15 protein-coding genes are annotated in these 14,877 nt (G+C 63.9%); 12 read left to right on the top strand and 3 right to left on the bottom strand.

Annotation, left to right across the window (positions count from 1 at the left end; translation table 11 throughout):
• Positions 1 to 20 precede the first annotated feature (20 nt).
• From M511_RS05550 to M511_RS05505, 10 genes are all read left to right on the top strand, one after another.
• Positions 21 to 1,169: an acyl-CoA dehydrogenase family protein gene (locus M511_RS05550; protein WP_010396993.1), complete on the top strand. Its 1,149-nt coding sequence runs from the start codon at positions 21 to 23 to the stop codon at positions 1,167 to 1,169.
• Positions 1,166 to 1,585: an acyl-CoA thioesterase gene (locus tag M511_RS05545; RefSeq protein ID WP_010396995.1), complete on the top strand. Its 420-nt coding sequence runs from the start codon at positions 1,166 to 1,168 to the stop codon at positions 1,583 to 1,585. The genes M511_RS05550 and M511_RS05545 overlap by 4 nt, the downstream gene beginning before the upstream one ends.
• Entirely contained in the window at positions 1,575 to 1,973 is a 399-nt protein-coding gene (locus M511_RS05540) for a RidA family protein (protein ID WP_217809582.1), read from the top strand. Before M511_RS05545 ends, M511_RS05540 begins: the two co-directional genes overlap by 11 nt.
• A 66-nt stretch (positions 1,974 to 2,039) precedes the next feature.
• Complete coding sequence (locus tag M511_RS05535; protein WP_085501589.1) at positions 2,040 to 3,680, top strand: AMP-binding protein; 1,641 nt, start codon at positions 2,040 to 2,042, stop codon at positions 3,678 to 3,680.
• Positions 3,681 to 3,774: 94 nt separating this feature from the next.
• The gene (locus M511_RS05530; protein WP_085501588.1) at positions 3,775 to 4,920 is read left to right on the top strand and encodes an ABC transporter substrate-binding protein; all 1,146 of its coding nucleotides are present in this window, start codon (positions 3,775 to 3,777) and stop codon (positions 4,918 to 4,920) included.
• 60 nt (positions 4,921 to 4,980) lie between these two features.
• Positions 4,981 to 5,892, top strand: coding sequence for a branched-chain amino acid ABC transporter permease (locus tag M511_RS05525; protein WP_010397004.1), 912 nt, complete (start codon positions 4,981 to 4,983; stop codon positions 5,890 to 5,892).
• A gap of 3 nt (positions 5,893 to 5,895) precedes the next feature.
• Positions 5,896 to 6,888, top strand: coding sequence for a branched-chain amino acid ABC transporter permease (locus M511_RS05520; RefSeq protein ID WP_010397007.1), 993 nt, complete (start codon positions 5,896 to 5,898; stop codon positions 6,886 to 6,888).
• The gene (locus tag M511_RS05515; RefSeq protein WP_010397009.1) at positions 6,881 to 7,645 is read left to right on the top strand and encodes an ABC transporter ATP-binding protein; all 765 of its coding nucleotides are present in this window, start codon (positions 6,881 to 6,883) and stop codon (positions 7,643 to 7,645) included. Before M511_RS05520 ends, M511_RS05515 begins: the two co-directional genes overlap by 8 nt.
• Positions 7,642 to 8,331: an ABC transporter ATP-binding protein gene (locus tag M511_RS05510; protein ID WP_010397011.1), complete on the top strand. Its 690-nt coding sequence runs from the start codon at positions 7,642 to 7,644 to the stop codon at positions 8,329 to 8,331. Before M511_RS05515 ends, M511_RS05510 begins: the two co-directional genes overlap by 4 nt.
• Positions 8,332 to 8,337: 6 nt before the next feature.
• Positions 8,338 to 9,141 (top strand): alpha/beta hydrolase, encoded by an 804-nt coding sequence (locus M511_RS05505; RefSeq protein WP_010397013.1) that lies wholly within the window; start codon positions 8,338 to 8,340, stop codon positions 9,139 to 9,141.
• A 65-nt stretch (positions 9,142 to 9,206) separates the two neighbouring features.
• Here M511_RS05505 and M511_RS05500 read toward each other — a convergent pair whose 3' ends face one another.
• Positions 9,207 to 9,725: a MarR family winged helix-turn-helix transcriptional regulator gene (locus M511_RS05500; protein WP_085501587.1), complete on the bottom strand. Its 519-nt coding sequence runs from the start codon at positions 9,723 to 9,725 to the stop codon at positions 9,207 to 9,209.
• 132 nt (positions 9,726 to 9,857) lie between these two features.
• Here M511_RS05500 and M511_RS05495 point away from each other — a divergent pair, with 132 nt between their 5' ends.
• On the top strand, positions 9,858 to 11,417 hold the full coding sequence (locus M511_RS05495) for an MDR family MFS transporter (RefSeq protein WP_254901042.1): 1,560 nt from the start codon (positions 9,858 to 9,860) through the stop codon (positions 11,415 to 11,417).
• Positions 11,418 to 11,464: 47 nt separating this feature from the next.
• On the opposite strand, the gene M511_RS05490 is transcribed toward M511_RS05495, so the two are convergent.
• Positions 11,465 to 12,529 carry a 3-deoxy-7-phosphoheptulonate synthase gene (locus M511_RS05490; protein ID WP_010397021.1) on the bottom strand — a complete coding sequence of 355 codons (1,065 nt, stop codon included), beginning with the start codon at positions 12,527 to 12,529 and terminating at the stop codon, positions 11,465 to 11,467.
• A gap of 364 nt (positions 12,530 to 12,893) precedes the next feature.
• Here M511_RS05490 and M511_RS05485 point away from each other — a divergent pair, with 364 nt between their 5' ends.
• Positions 12,894 to 14,327 carry an NAD-dependent succinate-semialdehyde dehydrogenase gene (locus M511_RS05485; protein WP_085501586.1) on the top strand — a complete coding sequence of 478 codons (1,434 nt, stop codon included), beginning with the start codon at positions 12,894 to 12,896 and terminating at the stop codon, positions 14,325 to 14,327.
• Here M511_RS05485 and M511_RS05480 read toward each other — a convergent pair.
• Entirely contained in the window at positions 14,311 to 14,838 is a 528-nt protein-coding gene (locus tag M511_RS05480; RefSeq protein ID WP_010397025.1) for a helix-turn-helix domain-containing protein, read from the bottom strand. The genes M511_RS05485 and M511_RS05480 overlap by 17 nt on opposite strands.
• Positions 14,839 to 14,877 lie beyond the last annotated feature (39 nt).

The following is a 14,877-nucleotide window of genomic DNA, read 5'->3' as shown; positions in this document are numbered from 1 at the left end:
CCAAGGGCTGCTCATACGAGATGGGAACGCGCAAGATGGACAAGAGCTTTCTGGACTGGCCGTTTTTCGAGGCCCGCCACCGTGAACTGGCAGCGGCGCTCGAAGATTGGAGCGTGAAGCATTTGCCCGCCGATCACGGCGACACCGACGCTGCCTGCAAGGGGCTGGTCGCCGCGCTGGGCCAGGCAGGGTTCCTGCGTCACAGCGGTGCGAACGAGGGTGAGCGGCTGGACGTTCGCAGCCTTTGCCTGATCCGCGAAACGCTGGCGCGCCACGACCCTCTGGCCGATTTCGCCTTTGCCATGCAGGGGCTTGGCATGGGGGCGGTCACGCTGTTTGGTACGCCAGACCAGCGCAAATGGCTTGAGCGGACCCGGGCGGGACAGGCAATCTCGGCCTTTGCGCTGACCGAGCCGGGCGCGGGTTCGGATGTTGCCAGCACCGCGACCACGGCCGAGCGCACCCCCGGCGGCTGGCGGTTGAGCGGCGAGAAAACCTATATCTCGAACGGCGGGATTGCCGATCTGTATGTGATCTTTGCCCGTACGGGTGAGGCGCCGGGTGCGCGGGGCCTGTCGGCCTTTCTGATGCCCGCCGACAGCACCGGACTGTCGGTTGCCGAACGGATCGAGGTGATCGCCCCTCATCCGCTGGCGCGGCTGAAGCTTGCCGGGGTCGAGCTGCCCGAGGCGGCGCTGATCGGCCAGCCGGGTGAGGGGTTCAAGATCGCCATGTCCGTCCTTGACGTCTTTCGCCCGACCGTGGGTGCTGCGGCGCTCGGCATGGCGCGGCGCGCGCTTGATGAGGCGCTGGCGCGGGTCGCCCGCCCGCGCGCCGGTGGCGGTACGCTGGCCGATTACCAGATCGTACAGGGCCATCTGGCCGATATGGCGCTGAAGGTCGATGCGGCGGCGCTGCTGATCTATCGCGCCGCATGGACCAAGGATCAGGGCGCGACCCGCATTACCCGCGAAGCGGCCATGGCCAAGCTTTATGCCACAGAGGCTGCGCAAGAGGTGATCGATACCGCCTTGCAGCTGCATGGCGGGGACGGGGTGCGCTGCGGCAGCACGGTCGAGGCGCTTTATCGCGATATCCGCGCCCTGCGCATCTACGAAGGGGCAAGCGACGTCCAGCGGGTGGTCATCGCGCGGAGTGTGCTAGCATGATCTATCGCCGCCGTATCCAGATCGAATTCAACCATTGCGATCCGGCGGGGATCGTCTTTTACCCCCGTTACTTTGAAATGCTGAACTCGGTGATCGAGAATTTTTTCGCCGAAGTCCTGACCTATCCCTTTACCCGCATTCATATCGAGGAAAACTGCGCCGTTCCCACCGTGCGTATCGAGGCGAGCTTTCATGCCCCCTCGCGTCTGGGTGAGATCGTCGAATTCACGCTGGCGGTCGAAGATGTCGGCCGCTCCAGTGCAAAGCTGGCTCTTGAGGCAAGTGCGGGCGGCCAGGTCCGTCTGAACTGTGCCTCGACCCTTGTATGGGTTAAGCCCGAGGGCCGCGCGGCGCCCTGGCCCGAGCCGATCCGCCGCAAGATGATCGCGTTCATGGAGGCAAGCGATGGTGCATGAGGTTCTGCATCCGAAAAACTGGAAGGCGACGCCGGGATATTCCAACGGCGTGGCCGCTACCGGACGGATGGTGTTCACCGGTGGCATGATCGGCTGGAACGATCAGCAAGAATTCGAGACCGATGATTTCGCCGGACAGGTGCGCACGGCGCTGCAATCCATCGTCGCGGTTCTGGCCGAGGCCGGTGCGCGCCCTGAACATCTGGTGCGCCTGACCTGGTATGTGACCGACAAGCGCGAATATCTCGCGGCGCTCAAGGATATAGGCCAGGCCTACAAGGATGTCATCGGCCGACACTACCCGGCCATGGCTTTGGTTCAGGTCGTGGCCCTGGTCGAGGACCGGGCCAAGGTCGAGATCGAGGCGACCGCCGTGATCCCCGCCTGACAACAACAGCATGTCCGCGGGCCAAGGCACGTCAAGATGTCCGCCCGCCCAACAGGGAGACAGAAAATGACCGGCAATCCACCGCTTGGACCCTCGGCCCATGTCGATACTTTTCCACGCGACAACCTGCCGCCGGCCGAGCTGTGGCCGCAGCTGTTGCTCGATGGTTTTGATTATCCCGAATACCTGAACGCCGCGGTCGAACTGACCGACCGCATGGTCGAAAAGGGCTTTGGCGACAATGTCGCGCTGATCGGCAATGGCCGTATCCGCAGCTACAAGGAACTGACCGACTGGACCAACCGCATCGCTCATGCGCTGGTCGAGGATTTCGGCGTCAAGCCCGGCAACCGGGTGCTGATCCGTTCGGCCAACAACCCGGCGATGGTGGCCTGTTGGCTGGCCGCGACCAAGGCAGGGGCGGTGGTCATCAACACCATGCCGATGCTGCGCGCGGGCGAGCTGGAAAAGATCATCGACAAGGCGCAGGTCACCCACGCGCTTTGCGATACCCGGCTGATGGACGAACTGGCGCTGGCCGCCAAGGACAGCCGCTATCTGAAAACCGTGGTCGGTTTTGACGGCTCCGCCAATCACGATGCCGAACTGGACCGCGCGGCCCTGTCCCATTCCGTACGGTTCGGGGCAGTGCGCACCGGGCGGGACGATGTGGCGCTGTTGGGTTTTACCTCGGGCACCACGGGCGAGCCCAAGGCGACCATGCATTTCCACCGCGATATCCTGATTATCGCTGATGGCTATGCCAAAGAGGTATTAAACGTCACGCCCGAGGATGTGTTTATCGGCAGCCCGCCTTTGGCCTTTACCTTTGGTCTTGGGGGGCTTGCGGTCTTTCCGCTGCGCTTTGGCGCCTCGGCGACCTTGCTAGAGAATGCAACCCCCGCGAACATGATCGAGATCATCCAGAAATACCGCGCCACCATCTGCTTTACCGCGCCGACCGCCTATCGCGTGATGATGCAGGCAATGGATCAGGGGGCGGATCTGTCCAGTCTGCGTGCCGCCGTCTCGGCGGGCGAGACGCTGCCCGCTCCGGTCTATGATGAATGGATGGCGCGGACCGGCAAGCCCATGCTCGACGGTATCGGTTCGACCGAGATGCTGCATATCTTTCTGACCAACCGTTTCGGGGACAGCCGGCCCGCTTGTACGGGCCGCCCGGTCAAGGGCTATGAGGCCCGCATCATCGGTCCGGACGGCAAAGAGGTACCAGCGGGTGAGACGGGACGGCTGGCGGTGCGCGGCCCGGTCGGCTGTCGCTATCTGTCGGATCACAAGAACCAGCGCGCCTATGTGCAGGATGGCTGGAACCTGACCGGCGACAGTTTCTGGCGCGACGAACAGGGCTATTACCACTTTGCCGCCCGTACCGACGGTATCATCGTCTCATCGGGCTACAACATCGCCGGTCCCGAGGTCGAGGCGGCGTTGCTTGCCCATCCCGATGTTCTGGAATGCGCCGTGGTAGGCGCCCCCGACGAGGCGCGTGGTCAGATCGTCGAGGCGCATGTTGTTCTGCGCTCTGGTGTCCTGGCGGATGAGCTGATGATAAAATGCCTGCAGGATCACGTGAAATCCGTGATCGCTCCGTTCAAATATCCGCGCCGCGTGGTCTTTACCGAGGGTTTGCCCAAAACCGACAGCGGCAAGATCCAACGCTTTCGCCTGTTGCAGGGGCGGGTGTGACAAAGAACGGATGCGGGCTGGAAAGGCGTTGCAGCCCGCGACCGCATCATAAAAACATGTGACGACAATCGTCGCTTCAAACAGGGAGTCCAAGATGAAACTGAAAAGGTTGCTGATCTGCGGCGTTGCGGCCGTGGCCCTTGCGGGGGCTGCGCAGGCCGAAGGCGTCAAGGTCGGGATGATCACCACTCTGTCGGGCGGCGGTGCCGGTCTGGGCGTCGATACGCGTGACGGCTTTCTGCTGGCGCTGAAAAATGCTGGCGATGCCGCCAAACAGGTCGAGCTGGTGATCGAGGACGACCAGCAGAAACCGGATGTCGCGGTTCAGATCGCTGACAAGATGATCCAGTCCGAACAGGTGGACGTGCTGACCGGCATCGTCTGGTCTAACCTTGCCATGGCGGTGGTTCCGGCAGCGGTGGCGCAGGGCAAGTTCTACCTTTCGACCAATGCCGCGCCGTCGCAGCTGGCCGGTGCGGGGTGCAACCCGAAATATTTCTCGGTCTCGTATCAGAACGACAACCTGCATGAGGCGGCTGGCGCCTATGCGACCGATGCCGGCATCGGCAAGATGTTCATCATGGCCCCGAACTATCCGGCCGGACAGGATTCCCTGTCTGGCTTCAAGCGTTATTATAAGGGCGAGGTTGCCAACGAGGTTTATACCCAGGTCGGTCAGACCGACTATGCCGCCGAGATCGCCCAGATCCGCAACAGCGACGCGGATGCGGTGTTCTTTTTCCTGCCCGGGGGCATGGGCATCGCCTTTATGAAGCAATATGCCGAATCCGGCGTCGGCAAGCCGGTGATCGGCCCTGCCTTCAGCTTTAGCCAGGACATCCTGCCTGCGGTCGGGGATGCGGCGCTGGGGGTCAGGAACACCGCGCAATGGTCGCATGATCTTGACAACCCGGCGAACAAGGCCTTTGTCGAAAGCTTCCAGGCGGAATATGGCCGGTTGCCCTCGCTTTACGCGGCGCAGGCCTATGACACCGCGAACCTGCTGCTTTCGGCGGTCGCCAAGGCGGATGTGGCGGATGCCGACGCCTTTCGCGCGGCCCTGACCGAGGCCGATTTTCCCAGCGTGCGCGGCAAGTTCAGCTTTGGCCCGAACCAGCACCCCATCCAGGACTACTACGTTCGCGAGGTGGTGAAAGAGGGCGATGTTCTCACCAACAAGATCATCGGCCCCGCCATGACCGATCATGGCGATGCCTACGCCGAGCAGTGCAAGATGTAAGCTTGGCCGGGTCGGGTCCCTGCGATCCGGCCCCCCGGCAAATCGGGAGAGAGTACGGTGATGCTTCTGGCCGAGCAGGCGCTGAACGGCCTGCAATACGGAATGATGCTGTTTTTGATGGCGGCAGGGCTGACGCTGGTTTTCGGCGTCATGGGCCTGATCAACCTTGCCCACGGATCGCTTTACATGACCGGCGCTTTTGCCTGTGCGGCGGTGGCGGCGGCCACCGGCTCGTTCTGGCTGGGGCTGGTCGCCAGTCTGGCCGCAGCGGCGGCGGCAGGCGCGCTGGTCGAGGTCGCGGTGATCCGCAGGTTATACGCCCGCGACCATCTTGATCAGGTTCTGGCAACCTTTGCGCTGATCCTGATCTTTTCCGAAGGGGCGAGGTGGCTCTTTGGCTCGTTCCCGCTGTATCTCAAGCTGCCGCCGTCGCTGTCGGGCGCGGTGGTGCTGCCGGGCGGGCTGCATTATCCGCTGTTCCGGCTGGTCATCATCGGCTTTGGCGCTGCGGTGGCAGTGGGGTTGTGGTGGCTCATCACCCGTACCCGGCTGGGCATTCGCATCCGCGCGGGCGAGGCTGACCGCGAGATGATCGGCGCTTTGGGTGTCGATATCGCCCGGCTCTACACCATCGTCTTTGCGCTTGGCGCGGCGCTGGCGGGCTTTGCCGGGGCGCTGGTCGGCTCGATCCAGTCGGTGCAGGTCGGTATGGGCGAGCCTGTGCTGATCCTTGCCTTTGTCGTGGTGGTGATCGGCGGTATCGGTTCGATCAAGGGCGCGTTTGTCGGGGCGCTGCTTGTCGGGATGACCGACACGCTGGGCAAGGCGCTTTTGCCCGGGCTTTTGTCGCAGGTCGTCGAGGCATCAAGCGCCAAGACTGTCGGCGCCTCGCTGGCCTCGGTGCTGATCTATGTGCTGATGGCCGTGGTGCTGATCATGCGGCCGCAGGGACTTTTCGGGGCAAGGGGCTGAACCATGGGCGAACTGCTGAACCGCGACGCCATCATCAATCTGGTGATCTTTGCCCTGCTGGTCGCCGTGGCGCTGGGTGCGCATCTGGCCGGGGATGGCTTTACCGTCACGCTGGCAACCAAGGCCGCGATATTCGGCCTTGCCGGGGTCGGGCTGAACCTTGCGTTGGGCTATGGCGGACTGATCTCGTTCGGGCATGCCGCCTTTTTCGGGATCGGGGGCTATGTGACCGGCATCCTTGCCAGCCATGCCAGCAGCGGCATGCCGGTCGTGACGCTGCCCTTTACCATCATGGGCAGTAACGAGATGCTGGGCATCTGGCCTGTGGCCATGCTTGCGGGCGGGGTGGCTGCACTGGCGATCGGGGCGCTGTCGCTGCGCACCTCGGGCGTCTATTTCATCATGGTCACGCTGGCCTTTGCGCAGATGCTTTACTATTTCGCCATCAGCTGGTCGCGCTATGGCGGCGAGGACGGGCTAAGCTTTTACGTCCGCAACACGTTCCCGGGGCTGAACACCTTTGCCCCGATCCAGTATTTCGCCATCTGTGCCGTGCTGCTGGCGCTGGCGCTGGTCTTTACCGCTGTGGTTACGCAGTCGCGCTTTGGCCTTGCCTTGCAGGCGGCGCGGCAGAACAGCCAGCGCGCCGTCGCGGTCGGCATCCGGCCCTATGCGATCCGGCTGACGGCCTTTGTGCTGTCGGGGATGATCGTCGGCCTGGCGGGGTCGCTTTATGCCGACCTGAACCGCTTTGTCAGTCCGGCCATGCTGTCCTGGCACATGTCGGGCGAGATCATGGTCTTTGTCATCCTGGGCGGAGTCGGGCGCCTGTGCGGTCCGGTGGCCGGCGCGGCGATCTATATTCTGCTGGAGCATGTTCTGGGCGGGATCAGCGATTACTGGCAGGCGCTTCTGGGTCTGCTGCTGCTTGGCATCGTACTGTTTGCACCCGGCGGCCTGATCGGCATTGTCACGCGGAGGGGCCGTCATGCCTGAGCCCAAGCTGAACGAACCCATTCTTGAAATCCGGGGCCTGCGCAAAGCTTTTGGCGCGCTGGTCGCCACCGATGACGTCAGCCTTGATCTGCGCCCGGGCGAAATTCACGCCCTGATCGGCCCCAACGGCGCCGGAAAATCCACGCTGATCAAGCAGATCGTCGGAGAGATCCGGCCCAACTCCGGCTCCATCCGGTTCGAGGGGCAGGTGATCGACGGGCTTGATGCCGCCGCGCGGGCGCGGTTGGGGCTTGCGCGCAGCTTTCAGGTGTCATCCGTGATCCCGGATTTTACCGTGCTGCAAAACGTCATGCTGGCGGTTGCCGGGGCCAGCGGTGCGGTGTTCCGCTTTCACCGCCCGGCGCTTTCCGATCGCAAGCTGACCGAGCCGGCGTTGTTCCATATCGAGCAGGCCGGCCTTGCCGACCGCCATCTGGTTCAGGCGGCGAAGCTGTCGCATGGCGAGCGGCGCAAGCTGGAAATCGCAATGGCGCTGGCGTTGCGGCCGCGCGCCTTTCTGCTGGATGAGCCGATGGCGGGTATGGGGCTGGAGGGCGGGCGCCAGCTGACCTCGATTCTGTCCGAACTGCGCAACGAGGCCCCGATCCTGCTGGTCGAACATGACATGGACGCGGTCTTTGCGCTGGCCGACCGCATCTCGGTGCTGGTCTATGGCCGTATCATCGCCACCGGCAGCGTGGCCGAGATCCGCGCCAACCCCGAGGTGCGGCGCTCTTATCTGGGAGAGGACGCATGACCCGGCTGCTGGAACTGCGCGACCTGACGGCCTCTTACGGTCCGGTGCAGGCGCTCTTTGGCATCTCGCTTGACCTTGACGAAGGGCAGGTGGTGGCGCTGATGGGCCGCAATGGCATGGGCAAGACAACCACTATCCGCTGTATCAGCCGCCTGCTGCCCCATTCCGGGGGTGAGCTGCGGTTTGCGGATCGTGACCTTGCGTCCCTGTCGGCTCCGCGGGTGGCGCGGCTGGGTGTCGGGCTGGTGCCCGAAGGGCGGCGCTGTTTCGGTCCGCTGACCGTGGCCGAAAATCTGACCGTTGCCGCGCGGCCCGGCCCCTGGGACATGGCGCGGGTCTGTGCACTGTTCCCGCGCCTGCAAGAGCGTATGGGCCAGATCGCGCGCACCCTGTCAGGCGGAGAGCAGCAGATGCTGGCGATTGGCCGCGCCCTGATGACCAACCCGCGGCTTCTGATCCTTGATGAGGCGACCGAGGGTCTGGCCCCGGTGGTGCGGCAAGAGATCTGGGCGGGCGTGCGTCAGCTCAAGGCCGAAGGGCTGTCGATCCTGCTTGTGGACAAGTCACTTTCCGAGATTGCATCGGTTGCAGATCGCGCAGTGGTTGTTGAACGTGGCGCGACGGTCTGGCAAGGCGGTATCACCGACCTCACGCCGGATCTGACTGATCGTTATCTAGGAGTGTAAAAAGTTATGGCAATCTATCGTGGTATGAACCGGCAACAGCTGGATGCGGCCTATAACAACTCGGCCCGGGTTGCGGATTTCCCGGGGCTGATGCGTGAATTGCGTGCCCGCAGCGAGGTGTTCTATTCCACGCAGGATTGCCGCCGGGACCTGCGCTATGGCACCAGCGCCCGCCAGACCTATGACTGGATTTCGTGCGGCAAGCCGAATGCGCCGGTCTTTGTCTTTATCCACGGCGGCTATTGGCAGAACTGCGTCAAAGAGGATTTCGCCTATTCCGCCGCCGGTCCTCTGGCGCATGGCTATGACGTGATCCTGGCCGAATACACGCTGGCGCCCGAGGCCTCGATGACCCGGATCGTGACCGAGATCGGTCAGCTTCTGGACCATCTTGTCCCTCAGATCGCCGGACGGCCGCTGTGTCTGTCCGGTCATTCGGCGGGCGGGCATCTGGCCGCCAGCCATCGCAGCCATCCCGCCGTGACCCGGGTCATGCCGATCAGCGGGCTTTACGATCTTGAGCCGATCAGCCTTGGTCAGCTGAACGACAATCTGCGCCTCACTCCGGAAGAAATCGCTGCCTACAGTCCCCAGCATCACATCGGCCCCGGTGCGCCGATGCTGATCACGGTCGGCGGTGGAGAGCTGCCCGAACTGATCCGCCAATCCGACGAATATGCCGCCGCCTGTCAGCAGGCGGGCGAACAGGCCGGGCTGCTGCATGTCAAGGATTGTGACCACTTTCAGGTGCTCGACGATCTCGCCGATCCTGCCGGTGCGCAACTGACCGCCCTGACCGCAAGGCCCTGACCCGTATCATGAAACCGGCCGCCTGACCGCAGGTGGCCGGTTTCGCATATTGGCGGGACGGGGGATCAGGTCGCTTTCCTGCCGTCGCTGTTCTGACGGGAAAGCTGCGCCTCAAGCGCCTCGGCGAAACGGTCGAAATCCTCGGCAAAGGCGGTCAGCCGCGGTTCGGCCCAATCCGAGACCACCTCTCGGATCAGCTCGTGTTTGACGCGCTGGATCTCGGCAAAGATGCGGTCGCCCGACTTGGTGCGTCGCAGGACTGCGCGGCGCGCATCCTCTTGCGCAACCTCGCGGATCAGAAAGCCTTGCCGGACCAGTTCCGCCACCAGCCGGCTGGCGCGTGAGGGATCAATGCGCAGCTGTCGGGCGATATCGCCAACCGAAACCTCGGCCGAAGGGTCAGGCCCCTTGCTGCCCGGCTGCCCGGGCACCAGCCCCAGCGCATCGAGGTCAGAAATATCCAGCATTGGCGCGACGTTCTGCAAGGCAAGCCGACCAATGATGCGCCGCCTGATCAGCGTGCGCATCCGCCCCATCGCGGTCGAGATGCGGGCGATCCCCTCTGTCCGGCTGGTGTCCTGCATCAGTGCCTTTCCGCTGACTTTCCTGCGGCTAAATATGTGCTATTGACATATATATGCCAAAGTCACATATTCTGCAACGCATAGTTTTGGTCCGCGACCGGTTTCGTGGCGTTCAGTCAGGTTTTTCCAGTTATGTTACAATCCGCAGCACCCGGCCCCGCCGGGATCGGCCATCGGCGCCGTACGATCATTTTTTGTTTCCTCATGCTCAGCATGTTCATGGCGACGCTGGACAACCAGGTTGTTTCGACCGCGTTGCCGACCATCGTGGGCGAGTTCGGCGCCATTGAGCGTTTTGGCTGGGTTGGCTCGGCCTATCTGCTGGCACAGGCGGCGATCATGCCGGTTTATGGCAAGCTGGGCGATCTGTTCGGGCGCAAATATGTGATGATCTTTGCGGTCGCGCTTTTCACGCTTGGCTCGGTCGTTTGCGGGCTTGCATGGTCGATGAACAGCCTGATTGCCGCGCGGGCCTTTCAGGGGCTGGGCGCGGGCGGGATCATGGTTTCGATCTTTTCGATCAACGCCGACCTGTTCGAGCCGCGCCAGCGCGCACGGTATCAAAGCTTTTCCAGTCTGGTGCTGATGGCCTCGGGCTCGGTCGGGCCGACGCTTGGCGGCATGATGAGCCAGCATCTGGGCTGGCGCTCGATCTTTCTTATCAACTTGCCGATTGGGATGGTGGCGCTGCTGGGTCTTGCGCTGCTGCTGCCGCAAAGAAGGCCCCAACGCCAGCCCAGGGTTGATTATCTGGGCGCGCTGACGCTAGCCGTCGCGATTGCGGGGATCGTGCTATGGGCCGACAGCCAGTCTCTGTTCGGCTCGCTCACCTCGGTCCCGGCGCTGGCGCTGCCGGTGATTTCAGCCGGGGCTCTGGCGCTGTGGCTGGCGATCGAGCGCCGGGTGCCCGAGCCTATCATCCCGCTAAACCTGTTCCGCGACCGCAACTTTTCGCTGTTGCTGATCGTCGCGGCCACCAGTGGCGGTATCGCAATCGGCATGGTCAATTATCACGCGCTGTTCTTGCAGATGACAACCGGGCTGTCGCCGGCGTCGGCTGGGCTGTTCTTTATCGCCGTCACCACCGGGATTGCCATCGGCTCGCTGACGGCGGGGCGGCTGATCTCGGCCACCGGGCGTTACAAGCCCTGGCTGGTGCTTGGCCTCAGCCTGGCGCTGGCCAGCCTGACCGGGCTTGCCAGTCTGCCGCTGCATGTGCCGTTCTGGGCGGTCGCAGCATTGCTGATGGGGCAGGGCATGGCCATTGGGCTGGGCCAGCAGGCGCCGATTATCGGCGTGCAGATTGCATCTCCGTCCCAGGATGTGGGTGCGGCGACAGGGGCCGTGACCCTGACCCGTATGGCAGGCGCATCGCTTGCGATCTCGGTCTATGGGGCCATCCTGTCGGACCGGCTGGCACAGACCACCATCCATGGCGCTGGCGCGCTGGCCGAGATGACGCCTGATCGGATGTCGATGCTGGCCGCCCCGCAACGCGAGGCAGTGGCAGCGGCGTTCCGCGACGCTTTTGTCTGGGTATATCTGTCGGCGGTAGTGATCGCGGCGGTCGGGCTGTTGGCGGCCGCGATGCTGCGCCCGACGATGCTTGCCCCCAGTCGACCTGCCGGACCTGTCATGGGCGGCGTGCGGCCCGAGCTGGGTGCGGCCCCGATCGCCCATTCTTCGCGATAAAGGGCCACACCGGCACGGGGCCGCACCGGCGCGCCTTTGCTGCCCTGTTAAGCCGCGCGGCGCAGCCGGGTCGCGGCTGCCTCGGCCAGATCAATGAGCAGGGTCCGGCTTTCCTCCCACCCAAGGCAACCGTCGGTAATGCTTTGGCCATAGACAGGCGGCGCGCCGGGAACCAGATCCTGCCGGCCCGCGACCAGATTGCTTTCCAGCATCAGGCCGCGAATGCGATGCTCGCCCCCGCGGATCTGGGCCGCGACATCGGCGCTGACCTCGATCTGCCGGGCCGGGTCCTTGCTGCTGTTGGCGTGGCTGGCGTCGATAACGATGCCCGGATCAATGCCAGCCCGCCTGGCGGCCTCGGCAACCTGCGCGACATGGGCGGTGCTGTAATTCGGCCCGTCATGACCACCGCGCAGCACGACATGGCAGGCGTCATTGCCGGTGGTGGTGGCGATGGCGGCGCGGCCTTCGGCGGTGATGGCCGGGAAGCTGTGCGGGCGCGCGGCCGAGCGGATCGCATCCAGCGCCACCTGCACCCCGCCATCCGTGCCGTTTTTGAACCCGACCGGACAGGACAGCCCCGAGGCAAGCTGGCGATGTATCTGGCTTTCGGTGGTGCGTGCGCCAATTGCACCCCAGGCGATGAGATCGGCAAGGTACTGCGGCAGGATCGGGTCCAGGAATTCGGTCGCCGCTGGCAGGCCCATGCGGTTGATATCCAAAAGCAGGCGCCGGGCCATCGGCAGACCGTCCTCGATCCGGTCCGAGCCGTCCAGATGGGGGTCGTTGATCAACCCCTTCCAGCCGACGGTCGTACGCGGCTTTTCGAAATAGACCCGCATGACGATCTCCAGCCGGTCGCCAAGCGCGCGGCGCAGCTCGGCCAGACGTGCGGCGTAATCCAGCGCCGCCTTGGTGTCGTGGATCGAGCAGGGCCCGGCAATGACCAGCAGACGCTCATCCTGTCCCGACAGAATGGCACGGATCGCAGCGCGGCTGTCAGCCACAGTACGCGAGATGGCCTCGTCCCGGGGCAGGGCGGCCGCCAATGCGGCTGGCTCGGGCAAAGGGCGAAGGGTGACGATATGCAGGTTTTCGGTCTGGATGGTCATGGTTCTTTCCTGGAGAGAAAGGCCGGACCGGAAGCGTATCAAACAGAAAAGCCGCCGGTCTGGCCAGCGGCTTCGGGGTTTGTGATCGCGCCTGAGCGCTACACGGCCACCCACGTCCGCTGGGGACAGCGGAACCAATAAAACGAGGTGGTGTAGGGCTTCATCTGCGACATGCCTTCTGCATAGCCGCGCCGTAACCGCTTGTCACGCGAAATCTGATGGGAACAGTCTGCCAGATATCTGCGTCATTTCCTGCAATCTACGTGTTCAGGATTTTGAGCAATTCAGGTTGAGAATCGTCCGGCCCTGCGCCAGATCTGTCAGCCGGCGCGGATAGGCGGCGGCATGGATCGGCGGGGGCAGGATGAATTACCCGGACACGCAGCTTTTGATTGATGGAACCTGGCGGCCGGCGCGCGATGGGCGTGGCCTGCCGGTGTTGAACCCGGCCACGGGGGCCGAGATCGGCCGCGTCGCCTGTGCCGGTATCGCCGATCTGGACGAGGCGCTGGCCGCCGCGAACCGCGCCTTTGCGGAATGGCGGCTCAGCTCTCCGCTGTATCGTTCGGATCTGATGCGCAAGGCGGCGGCGCTGCTGCGTGAGCGGGCCGAGGCGATTGCCGCGATCATGGTGGCCGAACAGGGCAAGCCATTGGCTCAGGCCCGGATCGAGACGATGGCCGGGGCCGAGATCATCGAATGGTTCGCCGAAGAGGCGCGGCGCTGCTATGGGCAGGTCATTGCGCCACGTATCCCCGGCGTGACCCAACTGACGGTGAAAGAGCCCTTGGGCCCCGTCGCGGCCTTTACCCCGTGGAATTTTCCGATCAATCAGGCAGTTCGCAAGGTTTCGGCGGCGCTGGCGGCAGGCTGTACGATTATCGTCAAGGCGGCCGAGGAAACGCCCGCCTCTCCGGCTGAGCTGATCCGTTGCTTTGTCGATGCGGGTGTACCGGCGGGGGTGGTGAACCTTGTCTATGGCGACCCGGCCGAAATTTCGTCCTATCTGATCCCGCATCCGGTGATCCGCAAGGTTTCGTTCACCGGTTCGACGGCGGTGGGCAAGCAGCTTGCCGCGCTGGCCGGGCTGCATATGAAGCCAGCGACGATGGAGCTGGGCGGTCATGCGCCCGTGCTGGTCTTTGACGATGCCGATGTCGAGGCGGCGATCTCGGCCATGGCGGCGTCCAAGCTGCGCAATGCCGGGCAGGTCTGCATCTCGCCCACCCGTTTTCTGGTGCAGGAGGCGGTGGCGGATCGTTTTACCGAAGGTTTTACCGCCACGCTTGCCTCGGCCAGGGTGGGGCCCGGAACCGACCCTGACAGCGCCATGGGTCCGCTGGCGAACGAACGCCGGATCCCGGCTATCGAGCGGCTGATCCGCGATGCGCTGGATCGCGGCGCGCGGCTGGCGACCGGGGGTGAGCGGATCGGCAATGAGGGCTGGTTCTTTGCCCCGACCGTGCTGACCGATGTGCCCGCCGATGCTGCCGTGATGAACGAAGAGCCCTTTGGTCCCATTGCTGTCATCAACCGTTTCCGCGCCGATGACGAAGCATTTGCCGAGGCGAACCGGCTGCCTTACGGGCTGGCCGCCTATGCCTGGACACGCAGCTCGGCGCGGGTGCAGCGTTTGCAGGATGAGGTTCAGGCGGGGATGCTGACCATCAACCATATCGGGCTGTCGCTGCCCGAGGTGCCTTTTGGCGGCATCGGCGATTCCGGCATGGGGACCGAGGGCGGGTCCGAGGCGATCAACGCCTATCTGCAAACCCGCTTTGTCACCCGCAAGGGTTAAAGATAGGGCGGCGTACAGGCCGAGACGACGACCGCCTCTCGGTCCGGGATATTGCGAAAGCGGTGCGGCTGGTTCGACGCGAACAGATAGCTGTCGCCGCTTTCAGCACCCGGCTTTGATCGCCAACGGTCAATTCGACTTCTCCGGCGATGACGATGCCGCCCTTGCTGCCGTGATGGGCCAGCATGGTCTCGCCGGTATCGGCGCCGGGTTCATAGCGTTCATGCAGGATTTGCAGATTGTACAGCCGCGAGGTCAGGTCGCGCAATTCAGCCGGGGTAAAGAAGGGCTGCGGGCTTTGCGGCAGATCGGGTTCAAAGAATTCGGACATGGTGACGCTTAGCCCGCTAAGGATCTTGCGCAGCGAGGCGACCGATGGGCTGGATCGTCCAGTCTCGATCATCGAGATCTGGCCATGCGGCACGCCCGAGGCTTCGGCCAGCTGCCGCTGGGACATGCCCGCAGCGGTGCGCAATTCCCTGAGCCGTGCGCCGGCGTCGAAATCGCTCATCCTTGCCCCTATCCTTTTTTGCGCAGCTTATCAGGGCGG

The sequence above is a fragment of the Paracoccus sp. J56 genome (genome assembly GCF_019633685.1).
In the GTDB taxonomy this organism is placed as follows: Bacteria; Pseudomonadota; Alphaproteobacteria; order Rhodobacterales; family Rhodobacteraceae; genus Paracoccus; species Paracoccus kondratievae.
This window is presented reverse-complemented; position numbering and strand designations above follow the sequence as displayed.